This window comes from Trichococcus sp. (assembly GCF_049684335.1).
Taxonomy (GTDB): Bacteria; Bacillota; Bacilli; order Lactobacillales; family Aerococcaceae; genus Trichococcus.
In genome coordinates, this window is the sequence record NZ_JBAVFV010000061.1 from 137,010 (window position 1) to 151,230 (window position 14,221).

General features: G+C 46.3%; 14 protein-coding genes and 1 tRNA gene. 3 read left to right on the forward strand and 12 right to left on the reverse strand.

Annotation, left to right across the window (positions count from 1 at the left end):
• Positions 1-6: 6 nt before the first annotated feature.
• Positions 7-837: an aminotransferase class IV gene (locus tag WBM30_RS11470; RefSeq protein WP_424900836.1), complete on the reverse strand. Its 831-nt coding sequence runs from the start codon at positions 835-837 to the stop codon at positions 7-9.
• A gap of 232 nt (positions 838-1,069) precedes the next feature.
• On the opposite strand from WBM30_RS11470, the gene WBM30_RS11475 reads away from it, so the two are divergent.
• Entirely contained in the window at positions 1,070-1,606 is a 537-nt protein-coding gene (locus WBM30_RS11475; RefSeq protein WP_424900837.1) for an HD domain-containing protein, read from the forward strand.
• Between the two features lie 70 nt (positions 1,607-1,676).
• Here WBM30_RS11475 and WBM30_RS11480 read toward each other — a convergent pair whose 3' ends face one another.
• From WBM30_RS11480 to WBM30_RS11515, 8 genes are all read right to left on the reverse strand, one after another.
• The gene (locus WBM30_RS11480) at positions 1,677-2,036 is read right to left on the reverse strand and encodes a hypothetical protein (RefSeq protein ID WP_424900838.1); all 360 of its coding nucleotides are present in this window, start codon (positions 2,034-2,036) and stop codon (positions 1,677-1,679) included.
• Between the two features lie 166 nt (positions 2,037-2,202).
• Positions 2,203-3,006, reverse strand: a complete 804-nt coding sequence (locus tag WBM30_RS11485; protein ID WP_424900839.1) for a cell wall hydrolase — start codon at positions 3,004-3,006, stop codon at positions 2,203-2,205.
• Positions 3,007-3,509: 503 nt separating this feature from the next.
• Positions 3,510-3,580 (reverse strand) — tRNA-Gly (locus WBM30_RS11490).
• 145 nt (positions 3,581-3,725) lie between these two features.
• Complete coding sequence (locus tag WBM30_RS11495) at positions 3,726-3,935, reverse strand: heavy-metal-associated domain-containing protein (RefSeq protein ID WP_424900840.1); 210 nt, start codon at positions 3,933-3,935, stop codon at positions 3,726-3,728.
• Positions 3,936-3,966: 31 nt separating this feature from the next.
• The gene (locus WBM30_RS11500) at positions 3,967-6,432 is read right to left on the reverse strand and encodes a heavy metal translocating P-type ATPase (RefSeq protein WP_424900841.1); all 2,466 of its coding nucleotides are present in this window, start codon (positions 6,430-6,432) and stop codon (positions 3,967-3,969) included.
• Positions 6,422-6,898: a CopY/TcrY family copper transport repressor gene (locus tag WBM30_RS11505; protein ID WP_424900842.1), complete on the reverse strand. Its 477-nt coding sequence runs from the start codon at positions 6,896-6,898 to the stop codon at positions 6,422-6,424. The genes WBM30_RS11500 and WBM30_RS11505 overlap by 11 nt, the downstream gene beginning before the upstream one ends.
• A 164-nt stretch (positions 6,899-7,062) precedes the next feature.
• Positions 7,063-7,653, reverse strand: a complete 591-nt coding sequence (locus tag WBM30_RS11510) for an Ada metal-binding domain-containing protein (protein WP_424900843.1) — start codon at positions 7,651-7,653, stop codon at positions 7,063-7,065.
• Between the two features lie 174 nt (positions 7,654-7,827).
• On the reverse strand, positions 7,828-8,502 hold the full coding sequence (locus WBM30_RS11515; RefSeq protein ID WP_424900900.1) for a deoxynucleoside kinase: 675 nt from the start codon (positions 8,500-8,502) through the stop codon (positions 7,828-7,830).
• Between the two features lie 235 nt (positions 8,503-8,737).
• Here WBM30_RS11515 and WBM30_RS11520 point away from each other — a divergent pair, with 235 nt between their 5' ends.
• Together WBM30_RS11520 and WBM30_RS11525 are read left to right on the forward strand one after the other, a co-directional pair.
• Complete coding sequence (locus tag WBM30_RS11520) at positions 8,738-9,709, forward strand: aromatic acid exporter family protein (RefSeq protein ID WP_424900844.1); 972 nt, start codon at positions 8,738-8,740, stop codon at positions 9,707-9,709.
• A 408-nt stretch (positions 9,710-10,117) separates the two neighbouring features.
• On the forward strand, positions 10,118-11,221 hold the full coding sequence (locus WBM30_RS11525; RefSeq protein ID WP_424900845.1) for a 5-methyltetrahydropteroyltriglutamate--homocysteine S-methyltransferase: 1,104 nt from the start codon (positions 10,118-10,120) through the stop codon (positions 11,219-11,221).
• A gap of 174 nt (positions 11,222-11,395) precedes the next feature.
• On the opposite strand, the gene WBM30_RS11530 is transcribed toward WBM30_RS11525, so the two are convergent.
• The 3 genes from WBM30_RS11530 to WBM30_RS11540 form a co-directional block, all read right to left on the reverse strand.
• Positions 11,396-12,304: a patatin-like phospholipase family protein gene (locus tag WBM30_RS11530; RefSeq protein ID WP_424900846.1), complete on the reverse strand. Its 909-nt coding sequence runs from the start codon at positions 12,302-12,304 to the stop codon at positions 11,396-11,398.
• 202 nt (positions 12,305-12,506) lie between these two features.
• A complete protein-coding gene (locus tag WBM30_RS11535; RefSeq protein ID WP_424900848.1) occupies positions 12,507-13,289 on the reverse strand; it encodes an OmpA family protein in 783 nt (260 codons plus the stop codon).
• Positions 13,286-14,098: a motility protein A gene (locus WBM30_RS11540; RefSeq protein ID WP_424900849.1), complete on the reverse strand. Its 813-nt coding sequence runs from the start codon at positions 14,096-14,098 to the stop codon at positions 13,286-13,288. The genes WBM30_RS11535 and WBM30_RS11540 overlap by 4 nt, the downstream gene beginning before the upstream one ends.
• Positions 14,099-14,221 lie beyond the last annotated feature (123 nt).

A 14,221-nucleotide genomic window follows, 5' to 3' on the forward strand; every position in this document is an offset into this window, starting at 1 on the left:
GTTTTTTTAGTGTGTCTTTTCTTCCTTATATGCTCTGACCATTTCGGCATAATCCGCCATGATCGTCTGCACAATTGGATTGTCCATCGTCGGAATCGCAACCGCTCCGATTTTCGATATAGGCAGTACATTATTGCCGGTTCCGGAAACGAAGGCTCCTTCTACATCCTTGATCCACTCGACTGGGATTGCCATCTCATTGATCGGTATTTGTCGTTTTTCGCAGATTTCGAATACTTTCTTGCGGACGATTCCCAGGAGTACAGCTTTTGCAGGGGGCGTGTACAATTCTTTCCCTTTTACAAAAAAAACATTCGTGCGGCTGCCCTCTGTGATCTCCTCATTCCCATCAACAAGCAGCAGTTCATAAACGTCCTTATCCGCCCGTTCCTGCAGCACGACTTTCTGGTAATCCGAACGGACAAGCTTGATATTCGGATCCAGTCGTTCGATACGGAACAGGCTCGTCGCGATGCCTTCTTTATAATAGCTTTTTGGCGGGTAAATGCTCTGGGTGAAAAAGATCCACAACACACTTTCGCTTTTTGACGTTTTCCCAAGAATGAACTTAAGGTTCTGATTTCCCACCTGATTGGCGGCTATGAGACGATAGACGCGGTCCTCGATGGATTTCGCCGTAGCTGGAAGCGGCAGATCTAGATAAGCAGCGGACCGGAAAAAACGATCCAGATGATCCTCCAAAAATATCGCAATCCCATCCTCGACACGGATGACTTCATATACCGTCCGGCCTTCAAATTCCGGATAACTTTTACCGTCAGTATTTTTGACTAGTTCTTCGTTCAACAAGTGATAAGGTCCTTCCACTTTTTCCATATTCGACGCCCCTCCCCTTTCTTATATTCCCTATTCTACTCCGGAATTCCGAAAAGTACACGCCAATTCGCAAAACAGCGGATGTGACAGCAAAATGACAAAGACTTTAAGTATTAGTAAAAGTGAAGAAAAACACAATGAGTCCCTTCCTTTTTTTCTGCTGTGGGTGTATAGTATGGGCATCATGAAAAATACAAAAACAACTACTTACATAAAGGATGATAGAATAAGCATGCAGATGACACAATCCCATTGGAAAAATGATGTTGAATATGTTGCTTTGGTCGAAGATCTCATCTATCACGAAGAATTATTGCACATGGAGACCATTACCCACCACCACTTCACCAATCGTTTGGAACATTCGATCCGCGTATCCTACAAGAGTTACCAGCTTGCAAAAAAATGGAATCTGGATACCCGTTCCACTGCACGTGCCGGTTTGTTACACGACTTCTTCCATGAAGATCGTGATGCTGTCGCGCAGCTGAACATCGGTGCCCATGCAGATGCCCATCCGAAAATCGCTTGCGAAAATGCTTGCCGCATCACTGAAATCAACTCTCTGGAGCGTGATATCATTCTCAAGCATATGTTCCTGGTGAGCCGTTGCGGCCTGCCGCGTTACAAAGAAAGTTTTGTCGTAACCTACGTAGACAAATATGTCGCAATCAGAGAAGTCGTCGAACCGATCAAAGAAATCGCTGGATCCCGTATCCGCAATCTGGTTTCAAAATTGAGTCCGGTAAACTTGAACATAAACATTTAAGTGTAAATTCAAAAAGAAGCCCAAGAGAACTTCCGCTTTGTCGGAATTCCTCTTGGGCTTCTTTCTTTATTCAGCGATTCATTTTTTTCTTTTTTGAGATAATTTCGGCAATCGAGATGAGCACCACAAACCAGACAACAACATTGTCGAAGCCGAATCCTGATTGTGAGGTCCCGCCGAGCAGCGTCAACACTGCCATCAAGGACACTAAATAGACCAGTGCAAAAATTTGTCCATTGATTTTTTGTATATCATCGACATTCCGGGATTGTTTCAGAACGATAGACAGAACGAACAAAGCGACCAACAACCCGATGTTCGCTTTCATCACAATGCCGTTGGACAGATAGGAGTCCGGAAAGAAGTCAGCTATCATCAGCAACGTCAACGGAATGTAAAATAATAACTCACTGTACTGCTTTATTTTCATAACTATCTCCTACTTTCGCTGAATAGTTCCTCCCTATTCTATATCAGTAGGCGAGTCCTCACAAGGAGCGCGTGGTTACGGAGGTAAGGATAAGGGTGTCGCATCAAAAAAGCTGAACCCGCAATGGGCTCAGCTTTTTTCTTTGTACTATCAGTAATAATTTTTTTTAAAAGAATACGTTCGTTACGCCATCGCCTGAAGCACGGAAGCTTTGTGCTGATGTTGAACGGTTACCGTTCAATACTTCGTTAACTGCTTGGATTGTGTCAGCAGTCGGTACTTCTGCTGATGCAGCCCCATTGGAAACTACTGAGAACTGGCCTGATGCGTACAATACAGCATCAATAGTCGTTCCGCCCCAAATTCCGGAGTCAACGCGATTCATGATAACAGATGCAACATTCAATTTTTCTTGGTAGCTTGGGCCTGCTTCAGCTTGGACTACTTGATAAAAGAAGTAGCTAGCTTGGTAAGTTGTTGCTGCCGTTTGTGCTACTGGAGCTGGCTCAACATATGTTTCTACAGCGGGTGCTGCAACTGGTGCTGCTTGAACTTCTTCAACTGCTTCAACGGGTGTTTCAACTTCCACCGCTTCTTCAGAGCTGACATCGTAGCTCTTCACTTCAGAGTCTTGTTCAACAGTCACGATTTTATGGTCCGCTGACAATACGATTGCGTTGCCGGCAATGATCATGTCTGCATTTCCGATGCTGTTGACATCAACTAAGGCATTCACTGATACGTCAGTAGCCAATGCGATTGCTGATAAAGTATCGCCCCATTGGAAAGTGTATTTGCTGCCGCTCTCCAAGTTTTGGATATCTGCTTTGATTTGATCTGCTGTACGTGCTGTCCAAGTGGATGAAGTATATTCTGTTGCGTTTGCTTGTGTAGGGTTCGCTGTTGCCATAAAACCGATGGCTGCTAAAGTTGCGCTCGTTACGAATAATCTAGATTTGAAGTTTTTCATGTGTGTTTTGTCCCTTTCTTCTCTTCGCAATGTTTTCGTATTGCAATTTATACTCTTCATGACCTTTTTTATTTGATAAATGAAGTATTTATCCAGGTCTCGATCGGAGTTCTTTCAACAGAGACAATCCTATCATGAATCAAACCGCCAAAGTTAAAAATACATTCTTTGTTATTCCATCTTAACGTGACTGTCTCAAATAACTGTTTATCTTACAAACATAAGTCAAATATTACGCTGTCGTAATATAGAAAATCAATTTGTAACAATTGGCACAACAGCTGTCTTTTTTCACAAACTCCATGTCAAAAAATATCCAAACCACTGATTTATCAATTGTTACAGCTGTAACATATGTTTCAATGCGTGTCATTTCTCAAGCGGATCGAACCAAATCCGCTTTTAATGCCTAAAAATTATTACAAAACATTTGCTTATTGTAAACATAAATAAAAAAACCTTACCGAATTTATCGGTAAGGTTAAGATGCATTCAATTCCGTAAGCGGGCGACGGGAATCGGACCCGCGACATGACCTTGGGAAGGTCGCATTTTACCACTAAACTACGCCCGCATGCTGGTCTGTTCGACCGGACTGCATGTTCCATTCTACTCCTAAATTGCGCTCACTACAATAGCCAAACAGAAAAAATGTGCAAATTTGTGCGAAAAAAACTCCCTCAGTGATTACCGAGGGAGCCCGAGTTATTATTTTTTGCTTATTTGCTGCCGGTTACTTTGAACTTCGTGTCGGACAACGCTTCATTGAAAGTTGCTTCGGAAATGTCTTGGTTCATTTTGACCGTTGCTTTCTTTCCTTCCAGATCAACCGATACTTCTTCCACACCTGCAATCGCAGAGAATTTCTCCTGTACTGTTGCTACGCAACCATCACACTTCATTCCTTCTAGCATCAATTCTTTTTCCATAATCGTTTCCTCTTTTCTATTTATTAATCCTTTACCGTTTTGAGACGGAAGGTTTGAATCCTTTCAGACGTAATGCATTCAATACAACCGACACCGAGCTGAAACTCATCGCTGCTCCGGCGATCATCGGATTCAACAAGGGTCCCCCGAAGACGTGCAGGATTCCCATCGCAACAGGAATGCCAAGAACATTATAGGCAAATGCCCAGAACAGGTTCTCCTTGATGTTTTTGATGGTGGCTTTGCTGAGTTCGACGGCCGTGGCTACTGCCATCAGGTCGCTCTTCATCAGCACGATATCCGCTGATTCGATAGCGACATCCGTTCCGGATCCGATGGCGATGCCGATGTCCGCTTGGACCAAGGCCGGTGCATCATTGACACCGTCTCCGACCATGGCGACTTTGCGGCCGCCCTGTTGCAGCTTCTTGACTTCTTCCGCTTTGTCTTCAGGCAATACTTCACTCAAGACACGGTCGATGCCCACTTGGTTTGCGATGGCTTGCGCCGTACGTTTATTGTCGCCGGTAATCATCGCGATTTCGATGCCCATACCACGGAGTTTTTTGATCGCGGCCGCACTGCTTGCTTTCACCGTATCGGCAACAGCGATGATGCCGGCCAATTCCCCATCCATTGCGATGTACATCGGTGTTTTGCCTTGTTCAGCCAGCGAGTGGGAGGTTTCGGCAAATGAACCGAGTCCGATTCCATGGTTCAGCATCAACTTTTCATTTCCCAAAAGAAGCTCTTTCCCATCGATTGTGACGGCAATACCGAAACCAGGCAGCGCATTGAAGGCGGATGGTTTCAACAAAGACAGCTCTTTCTCTTCAGCATCGCGAACGATGGCTTCTCCAAGCGGATGCTCCGACCCTTTTTCAGCTGATGCCGCCAACAGCAACAGTTCATCCGGATCGAGCCCTTCACGGACCAGAACATCCGTAACTTTCGGCTTGCCTTCAGTGATTGTCCCCGTCTTGTCGAAAACGATTGTCTGAATTTTATGCGTCACTTCCAGAGCCGTCCCGCTTTTGATCAGGACACCGTTCTCGGCGCCCTTGCCGGTACCCACCATGATGGCGGTAGGTGTCGCCAAACCCAAAGCGCAAGGACAAGCGATGACCAAGACCGAAATCGTGATGGTCAATGCGAAAATCCAGGATTCTTGTCCCAAGAAGTACCACGCCAGCCCGGCCAGAACAGCGAGCACGATGACGATCGGAACGAAGTAGCCCGAAATCGTATCAGCTAGTTTTGCGATCGGTGCTTTTGAACCTTGGGCATCTTCCACCAACTTGATGATCTGCGCAAGGGCCGTATCTTTTCCGACTTTTTCTGCCCGGTACTGGATGGAACCATTTTTGTTGATGCTGCCGCCGATGATGGCATCGCCCGCTTTTTTCTCCACGGGCATGCTCTCGCCTGTCAACATCGATTCATCAACAGATGTCAGGCCTTCCGTCACTTTTCCATCGACAGCCATTTTTTCGCCGGGACGGACAACCAAAATGTCCCCCACCATGACAGCGTCCAGTTTGATTTCCTGCTCATTGCCGTCACGGATGACACGGGCTGTTTTTGGCGCCAACCCCATCAGCTTTTTGATGGCTTCCGATGTCTTGCCTTTTGAAACGGCCTCGAAGTACTTGCCGAGCGTGATCAGCGTCAAAATGACAGCCGCTGATTCGTAATACAAGTTCATGACAAGTTCGTTGTTCCCTCCGATTGCTGCAAATGTGCCATATAGGCTATACAGAAAGGCGGCACTGGTTCCCAAAGCCACCAGCGAATCCATATTCGGGTGTCCCTTGAACAAGGACTTGAATCCTACTGTAAAAAATTTCATCCCCAGCACCATCACCGGAATCGTCAGCAAGAGCTGCGTGAGCGCGAAAGTGACCGGATTCATCGTCGGATGAAGGCTCATCGGCAAGGGTAAGCCCAACATGTGGCCCATCGCGAGATACAGAAGCGGAAGCGTGAATACCGCTGAGAGCCAAAAGCGTCTCCACATATTTTTGATGTGTTTTTCTTTCTTCGCTTGGTTTTGGTCGCTTTCTTCTATAGTAGCGCTCTCTTCGATAGCCGTGTAACCCGCTTCGGCCACAACTTTTTCGATATCCCCTGGATGAAGCACTGTCGGATCGTAGGAGATGACCATTTTTTCGGTAGCCAGGTTCACGGACGCATCAGATACGCCGGCAACTGCCCGGGTCACTTTTTCCACAGTTTGGGAACACGAGGCGCAACTCATGCCTTCAATCAGAAACGTCTTTTCTTTCTTGTTTGCCACCAAAACATAGCCAGCTGCATCGACTGCATTCTTCAGTAGTTCTTCGGAAAAATGGCTATCATCGACAGCAACCGTCAATTTCTCGGTCGCCAAGTTGACTGTCGCTTCCTTGACGCCTGCCACTTTGGCGGCCGCTTTTTCCACGGCTTGGGAGCACGATGCACAACTCATGCCTTCTATATCATAACTTTTATTTTCCATCGGGTAATTCCTCCTTGTGTACGCAACCGGTTTGCTTGCAGTTGCATTGTCCTGGTGTGCACATGCACTTCACTTCATCGACTGCCGTCCGTTTTTTGGCGGCGATCACCTTTTCCAACAACGCAATATCAGTGTGGCTCAGCGTCGCTCTTTCGATCAGTTCCGCTATCGTGCTGCCGACTTTTTTCGTACAGACGTGCGCCAAAAGGTCTTCGGTAGCGCCGCCGACGCTTTCCTGTTCGGATACGTTTGCGCTGTAGATGAATTTATTTCCGATCGGTTCCGTAGCCAACAAACCTTTGTCGACGAGTCTTCCGATCAACGTTTTGACGGTGGCTTGTTTCCAATCCATTTTTTCCTGCAAAACCGAAATGATTTCCCGGCTGGTCGCTTTCCCGTTTGTCCAGACAACACGCATCACTTCCCATTCAGCGTCGGTTATCTTCTTCTGTGTCGAATCGGTCATTTTTTTCATCCTTTCGTTGTTGTTTCTTGCTTCTGAAGTAAGTTTACATCTGTAGACGTTTTATGTCAAATGATTTTAACCCAAAACAAAAAACAGCAAGTTACCGCCGATCGGTTGTCCTGCTGTTTTGCTCTCAAATAATTTATTTGTACTATAGTAGGTCGTCAGGACCGTTGCTCTCTTTCGCGCTTGCGCACGCGCTGGCGGTATAAGGTCGGCGCCATGCCTTCCTTTTCCTTGAATTTGCGGGAAAATTCCGCCACGGAGGGTATTCCGACCAGCTCGGCTATTTGCTTGATGAAGCGTCTTGAATGAATCAGAAAGTAGCGCGCTTGATCCATCCTGACACGGTAAAGGTAGTCCAGCAACGAAACGCCATAGATCCGGATGAAAACCTGCTGCAGTTCCGACGAGGGGCCATGACAGGCTTCGGCAATGCTATTCACGCTCAATGGGTGTTGATAATGGTTATGGATAAAGCGTTCGGCTTGGCCGGCCCATTCCAGATCCGTAACGGCATTCCCGTTCGGTCTGCATCTGCGGCAAGGACTGTAGCCATTCGCCTCCGCAGCCTCCGCTGAGATAAAAATGCAGACATGATTGAACTTAGGAAGCCGGGAAGGACAGGACGGCTTGCAGTACAATTGTGTATTCCTGTCCGCGTAAAAAAATTCTCCATCAAAACGCTGATTCCGTTCATTGATTGCTTGCCATTGCTCCACATTCACTGCTTGTTCTGCCCTATCCGCCGCCATCGTCTGGTTCCGTCCTCTTCAACTGTCATTTATGTCTGTTTCCTAATTATATTACATTAACCCATCATATGCTTCAGTCCCTCGCGAAAAATTTATGCTTTCTCGCCAAAAAAAAACAGCAGTCGCACCGAATGGTACTGCTACTGTTTGATGACGACCGAAATGATCAATCGCTTACCCGTTATTGCTTCCGGCATAAGTCAATCCGGCCTCTTCGCCGCGGACTTCCAAGAGCGCTTTTTCGACGATGGCCATGACCTGCTCTTCATCACCGCTGTTATTGACGATGTCGAACGTATCGATGTTGATCTTGATTTTTGGACTTTGATCGTACTCCTGATACCATTGCTCATAATTTTTGAATAGCAATTCATAGTAGGCCAACAACTCGGAATCATCCTCGATCTGCTCAAATTCACGGCCGCGCTTGCGGATATGATCCAAAATCGTCTCGAATGAACCATCCAGATAGATCAGCAAATCCGGCGCTTTTCTGGGCATCCCTTCCAGTTCTTCCATCATGTTCGCCAACAAGTCGTTGTAGATATCCATCTCTTCCTGGGAGATGTTGCCTTGCAGATGGTTAACCCTCGTAAACAGAGCGTCCTCATAAATGGAACGATCCAAGACATTGTTGTCATCAGTCAATGCAGCCTTGATGCTGCGGAAACGCGTATTCAAGAAATATATTTGAAGGCTGAAGGCCCATTTTTGTGGGTTATCATAAAATTTATCCAAAATCGGGTTGTAATCGACGCTTTCGAAAAAGGCCTCCGTACCCAATCTTCTTGAAATCATTTCAGTATAAGTCGACTTTCCAGCACCTATCATTCCTGCCATTACCAGCACGCTCAATCATATCCCTTCCTTTGGTGTTATCTGATTATTTCCGTATTTTTTCAACTTCCGATCCGTCAGCTCACGGAACAACATTTAGAATCATACCATGCCTGCAAAACGAGATATAGTATTTTTTTGATTAGAAAATCTATTTTTGGCGTAATAAAACCAAGGTTTTCCTGCTTCCGAAAACACTGGTCAAAAGCATCAAAATCCACTATCCTAGAAGAAAGGAGTGTCGCCCATGAGTTTGAACCATCGCACCATCAAAATCGCTTTTGCGACAGTCATCGCCATTCTGATTGCGCAATTTTTCCAGTTGAATTATTCCGTTGCAGCCGGGGTCATCGCAATCCTCAGTGTGCTGGACACCAAAAAATCATCTGTTCTGACTGCATTGCAGCGGATCGCCTCCACTGTCTTGGCATTGACGATCGCGACGATCCTGTTCCGCCTCTTCGGCTTCCACATCGTCGTGTTCGGCATCTACTTGTTGTTTTACGTACCATTGGCCTACCGCTTCAATCTCCAATCCGGCATCGCGCCTTGTTCGGTGCTAGTGACGCATCTGTTGTTGGAAAAGCAGACAAACTTTCCTTGGCTTCTGAACGAACTCGCCCTGATGATGATCGGCGCCGGCGTGGCTATTTTGTTCAATCTCTACATGCCTTCCAAAGCGAGCCAAATCATTTTGCTTCGGGAACAAGTGGAGACGCAAATGAAGGAAGTGCTGCACAGTTTCAGCGTCTCCCTTCGTGAGGGGAAGGACCGCAACCAAAGCCGGTTGTTGGACGAATTGGATGATCAGTTGGAAAAATACAGGCAGGTCGTCTATGCCGAATTCGACAATCAGTTGCTGGACCAATCGACCTATAATATCCGCTACTTCGATATGCGCAGCGAGCAAGTCACCATCCTGAAATATATGGCCACTAATCTTGGATTATGCGCGCTGCCGACAAGCGAAAACAAGATTTTGGCTGGCCTGTTCTTCCTGACTGCCGCCCAGCTGCATGAGCAGAACACCGGTATCTATCTGATGGAGGACATCGATTCCTTGCTGCAATCATTCCGCGAAAGCGAATTGCCGGCCACCCGTGCGGAGTTCGAAAACCGTGCCATCCTGTTCCAGTTGCTGAATGACTTCAGACGCTTCATCCAGACGAAAAAAGTGTTCTACGAGGAGTACGCAGCTGAAATAAAAACAAAAAAATGAATTTATCATGAGAAATCATTTGACACTTACTAATCGTATTGTTATTATGTATATAAATTCAAACAAACTCACGGTGAAAAGAAGAGTACGGATAACGGAAATGCACAGAGAACCTCGGCAGCTGAGAAGAGGACAGGAAAGTCATCCAGAAAATGGTCTTAGAGTGATTGGTTTGCGAACGCCATACGGCCTCAGCAAACCACGTCCGCATACGTTACAATGCCGCAGTATAACAAGGCAGAACGGTCGTCTTGCGTACTGACAGAGGGGGCATGCGCGAGCGTACCCTGAACCAAGGTGGTATCACGATGAGCAATCATACGTCCTTGCACAGCAATGTGCAGGGGCGTATTTTTTTACGGCATTATTTTATTTGGCAAAAATAATAATGGAAAGAAGGAAAACAACATGACAACAGCACAAAAAACAACAACTTTACCATTCAGAGCCGACCACGTAGGGAGCTTTTTACGCACGGAACCCTTGAAGGAAGCCCGCTTGAAATTTGCAGCAGGCGAAATCGACGCAGCCACTTTGGACAAAGTGGAAACAGAAGAAATCACGAAATTGGTCAAAGATCAAAAAGAAAATGGTTTGAAAGGTTTCACTGATGGCGAATTCCGCCGCTCTTGGTGGCATATCGATTTCATCGAAAACCTGAACGGATTTGAAGGCTATGTGCCTGAACACGGCTATGATTTCGGAGATGTGGAAGTCCGTAAGTACGCTTTCCGCAACGTCGGCAAAATCTCTTTCAACCCGAACCACCCTTTCCTGGCTGCTTTCAAATCATTGAACGAAATCGTCGGTAAACAAGGCGTGGCGAAATTCACGATCCCTAGCCCGAACGAAGTTTTCTATCCGGGCTACCGCAACGAAGAGATCTATCCTTCGGTTGAAGCGTACCAAGCGGATGTGCAACAAGCCTACATCGACGCTGTCCAGGCTTTCTACGACCTGGGCTGCCGTTACCTACAATTGGATGATGTGCACTGGGGCTTCCTTTGCAATTTCGCGGATGATTCGCAAGAGTACAAAGCTTCCAAACGCGTTGCTGCTGAGAACGTTCAAGCCATCATCGAAGCGAAACCAGCAGACCTCGTCTTGACGACACATGTCTGTCGCGGTAACTACAAATCCCACCATTCTTTGGAAGGCGCTTATGATCCGATCGCAGAAGAACTGTTCGGACAAACAAGCTTTGACGGATACTTCCTGGAGTATGATACCGATCGTTCCGGCGGTTTCGAGCCGCTTGCATTCTTCAAAGGCAAAGGCCGCATCGTATTGGGATTGGTTACTTCGAAGACAGCTGAGCTGGAAGACAAAGAAGAAATCAAAGCCCGCATCAAAGAAGCCAGCAAATATGTTCCTTTGGATCAATTGGCGTTGAGTCCGCAGTGCGGATTCGCATCCACTGAAGAAGGCAACTTGCTGACGGAAGAAGAACAATGGGCGAAAGTACGCCACGTTGTGGAAATCGCCAATGAAGTTTGGCCAGAAGACGAATAATAGCTATGCGAAAACGCACAATCAGCCGATTGTGCGTTTTTTTTGATTCAACCTGGATGGGACGGAAGCGCCAGCTAACGGTCGAAGGTAGGCCGCCTGAACTCCGGTCAGGCGTTGTTCGCCGGAATTGCAGCCCTAAACCCGGCTGGCTGCGCATCTCATCTGCATTCGGCTTCATTCTCGCTGCCGATGTGTTTCCAACATGCTGTAGTCGATCGGATTTTTATGCAGCATCTCTTTGGCGATTGCGATGACTTCCGGACCGGCACCTACTTTAAAAACAAGCTGTGGTTCTATCGGGAAGTTCACTTGGATATCCGCCTGTTTCGTCATTTGGCGATCCATCTGCCGGATCAAGATATCCAGACATTGGATTGCAACATTGAACGGCGATTCCAGTTGCCGGTCGACCGCATCATAGATCATCGAAACGGACATCAGCACGCCGAAGAGTGAACGGTCAAAAAGCGGGATAGGCAAATTCATCATCACCCCGCCATCGACCAACTGTCTCCCGTCGATTTCCGCTGTAGAAAAGACCATCGGAAACGCACAGGATGCCGCCACGGCCATCCCCAATTCGATATCATGCGGATAGATGAGCCAATCTCCGCTCGGACTCGTGAAAAATTCGGGCCTGTTGGTGAAGACAATCAACTCGCTTGTATGAATATCGACGGTTGTAATTGCGACAGGCAACTGGCAGTCGGAAAGCATCCGGCAGCCTATTTTATCAAACAATTGACAGGCCATCTGCTGCAGACTCTGCAATTCAACGAAGCCGTTATTGTGTTCGCGCACATGCTGAAAGAGCATATAGGCGGGCCTGCTGAAAACGCCACGATTGGCAAATTGCCTTTCCTCTTCCAATAATGTTTCCTCGATTTCGGATGCCGTAAGCCCACAGGCCACCAAAGCCGCTACGACCGCTCCCATAGAGGTGCCTGCGACGGCGTCGATTTTAACTTGATGCTTGTCCAGATCATGAAGGACTGCAAGCTGCGCAAAGGACTTCAGGCCGCCTCCAGCCAGACTGAGCCCAAACAGTCCCTGCCCTTTTTCTGATTGTTCAGGCGATTCCATATGCATTCCCTTCCTTCGCGTTCTTTCACTGTTATTATCCTCTATTTTATCAGAATGCACAAAAAGAAAGAATGGTCGCCTTGATTGCCCATCCGGCCACAGGTACCGACACAACGCAAAAAAGCGACCAACCGGCCGCTTTTTCCGCGAATTCAACTTCAAAAAATCGCCACGCGTTGAGTGTTCCCACGCGTTCGTTCAATCATATCTCCGTATCGTTGAACTCCGAATTCAGAATTAGTATGTCCACCCTTCTATTCTGGGCGCGGCCTTCGGAAGTATTGTTATCTCCTGTTGGACGATATTCGCCATATCCAACTGCAGACACTTTTGTCGGATCAATACCGGATTGATCGATGATTGCTTTTGCAACATTACTTGCGCGCATTACCGATAGATCCCAGTTCGAATCATATTCTTCATTCTTCATGGGTACGTTATCTGTATAGCCTTCCACCCTTATATAACTCTCTTGCAAGAAAGGTTGATTCAGTAATTTAGCTACTTCCACGAGACTGGGGATCTGTTCTGTTTTAATCTCTGCTTCGCCGCTTTCAAAGAACATCGAACCATTAAAACTTACGACCAATCCTCTTGTTTCAATCGAGGTTGTGATATCATCCGATAATGAATTTTCGGTTATGTATGCATCAATCAGTTCCTTGACCTGCTCCTCTTTTTCGAATTCAGATAAAGGAGCGCCTTCTTGACTTTTTCCTGTCGGCGAATCCTCCTGCACCGCTTGGTGCCCCGATGATGCTTCAATTCCTATTTCGACTGGTTTTTCTCCGCCATTGTCTTCAAATATCGCGCCGAACTCAGCGCTGATGGAATGCTTCACCTTTGTAGAATCGCCTTGATCCATCCTGCTCATCGCATACATGACAACAAAAAAAATCATTAATAAAGTGATAAAGTCTGCGTAAGAAAGAAGCCATCTTTCGCTGTTGTCGTGTTCTTCCTCTTTCTTCTTGCGCCTGCTCATGTGGCGCTCACCACTTCTTTAGCAACAGCCGCATTTGAGCCGCTTTTCTGGTCTTTTTCATCGCCATTCAGAAAACCCAATAATTTTTCTTGAATAGTTTTAGGGCTCACCCTTTTTTCTAATAATAAAATGCCTTCCAATATTAATTCTTTTTCTAAGAGCTCTTTTTGATTATTTATTTTCAATCGGTTACCCATCGGCAGAAAAATAAGGTTTGCACTTGCTAATCCGTATAATGTTGCAAGGAAAGCCGATGCAATGCTTTTCCCTAAACTTGACATATCTGCTTCAGCCAATCCTTCAAGTACATGTACCAGTCCCAAAACAGTACCCACAATCCCCATTGTAGGCGCTGTCCCACCTGCAGAATTAAAAATCGCGGCCCCAATTTTATGCCTTTCTTCTATGCGGTCGATTTCATTGCCAAGCGAATCGCTTATCGATTCATATGATTCTCCGTCAACCAGCGATTGAATCCCTTTTTTCAAAAAAGGATCGGCATTCGGATTCAGTGATACTTCCGATTCTAAACTCAATAGGCCGTCTTTCTTACTTTTGACCGATAGTTCATAAAAATAGGCTACCAGTTGATTTAAATCCCCGTGCTCATACAATAATCCGGATTTCATAATACGCCCTATTTTTTTAAGATCGCTAATCGGAAAAGCGAGCATGGAACTTCCTATCGTACCGCCAAAAACAATCAGGGCAGGTGTCCATGATATCAATGCACCAATGTGTCCGCCTTCTCCTAAAAAACCTATAATTAACGCGCCAAAGCTTACCACCAATGCAATTACGACACCCATTGAATTTTACCTCCGTTTTAATGATTTCGCATAGTCCTACGATATCATTGTCGGTATTTCAGCTGAATTATTAAGTTTTTTCGCAATGATTACCAAAATTTTTTTCTGTAAAAAAAACAGTCT

What these genes read in the sequence shown, in the direction of transcription:
- WBM30_RS11500 (WP_424900841.1), bottom strand. Translation starts at nt 6,432, where the DNA reads ATGGAAAATAAAAGTTATGATATAGAAGGCATGAGTTGTGCATCGTGC.
- WBM30_RS11470 (WP_424900836.1), bottom strand. Translation starts at nt 837, where the DNA reads ATGGAAAAAGTGGAAGGACCTTATCACTTGTTGAACGAAGAACTAGTC.
- WBM30_RS11535 (WP_424900848.1), bottom strand. Translation starts at nt 13,289, where the DNA reads ATGAGCAGGCGCAAGAAGAAAGAGGAAGAACACGACAACAGCGAAAGA.
- WBM30_RS11540 (WP_424900849.1), bottom strand. Translation starts at nt 14,098, where the DNA reads ATGGGTGTCGTAATTGCATTGGTGGTAAGCTTTGGCGCGTTAATTATA.
- WBM30_RS11520 (WP_424900844.1), top strand. Translation starts at nt 8,738, where the DNA reads ATGAGTTTGAACCATCGCACCATCAAAATCGCTTTTGCGACAGTCATC.
- WBM30_RS11530 (WP_424900846.1), bottom strand. Translation starts at nt 12,304, where the DNA reads ATGGAATCGCCTGAACAATCAGAAAAAGGGCAGGGACTGTTTGGGCTC.
- WBM30_RS11525 (WP_424900845.1), top strand. Translation starts at nt 10,118, where the DNA reads ATGACAACAGCACAAAAAACAACAACTTTACCATTCAGAGCCGACCAC.
- WBM30_RS11475 (WP_424900837.1), top strand. Translation starts at nt 1,070, where the DNA reads ATGCAGATGACACAATCCCATTGGAAAAATGATGTTGAATATGTTGCT.
- WBM30_RS11495 (WP_424900840.1), bottom strand. Translation starts at nt 3,935, where the DNA reads ATGGAAAAAGAATTGATGCTAGAAGGAATGAAGTGTGATGGTTGCGTA.
- WBM30_RS11480 (WP_424900838.1), bottom strand. Translation starts at nt 2,036, where the DNA reads ATGAAAATAAAGCAGTACAGTGAGTTATTATTTTACATTCCGTTGACG.
- WBM30_RS11485 (WP_424900839.1), bottom strand. Translation starts at nt 3,006, where the DNA reads ATGAAAAACTTCAAATCTAGATTATTCGTAACGAGCGCAACTTTAGCA.
- WBM30_RS11510 (WP_424900843.1), bottom strand. Translation starts at nt 7,653, where the DNA reads ATGGCGGCGGATAGGGCAGAACAAGCAGTGAATGTGGAGCAATGGCAA.
- WBM30_RS11505 (WP_424900842.1), bottom strand. Translation starts at nt 6,898, where the DNA reads ATGACCGATTCGACACAGAAGAAGATAACCGACGCTGAATGGGAAGTG.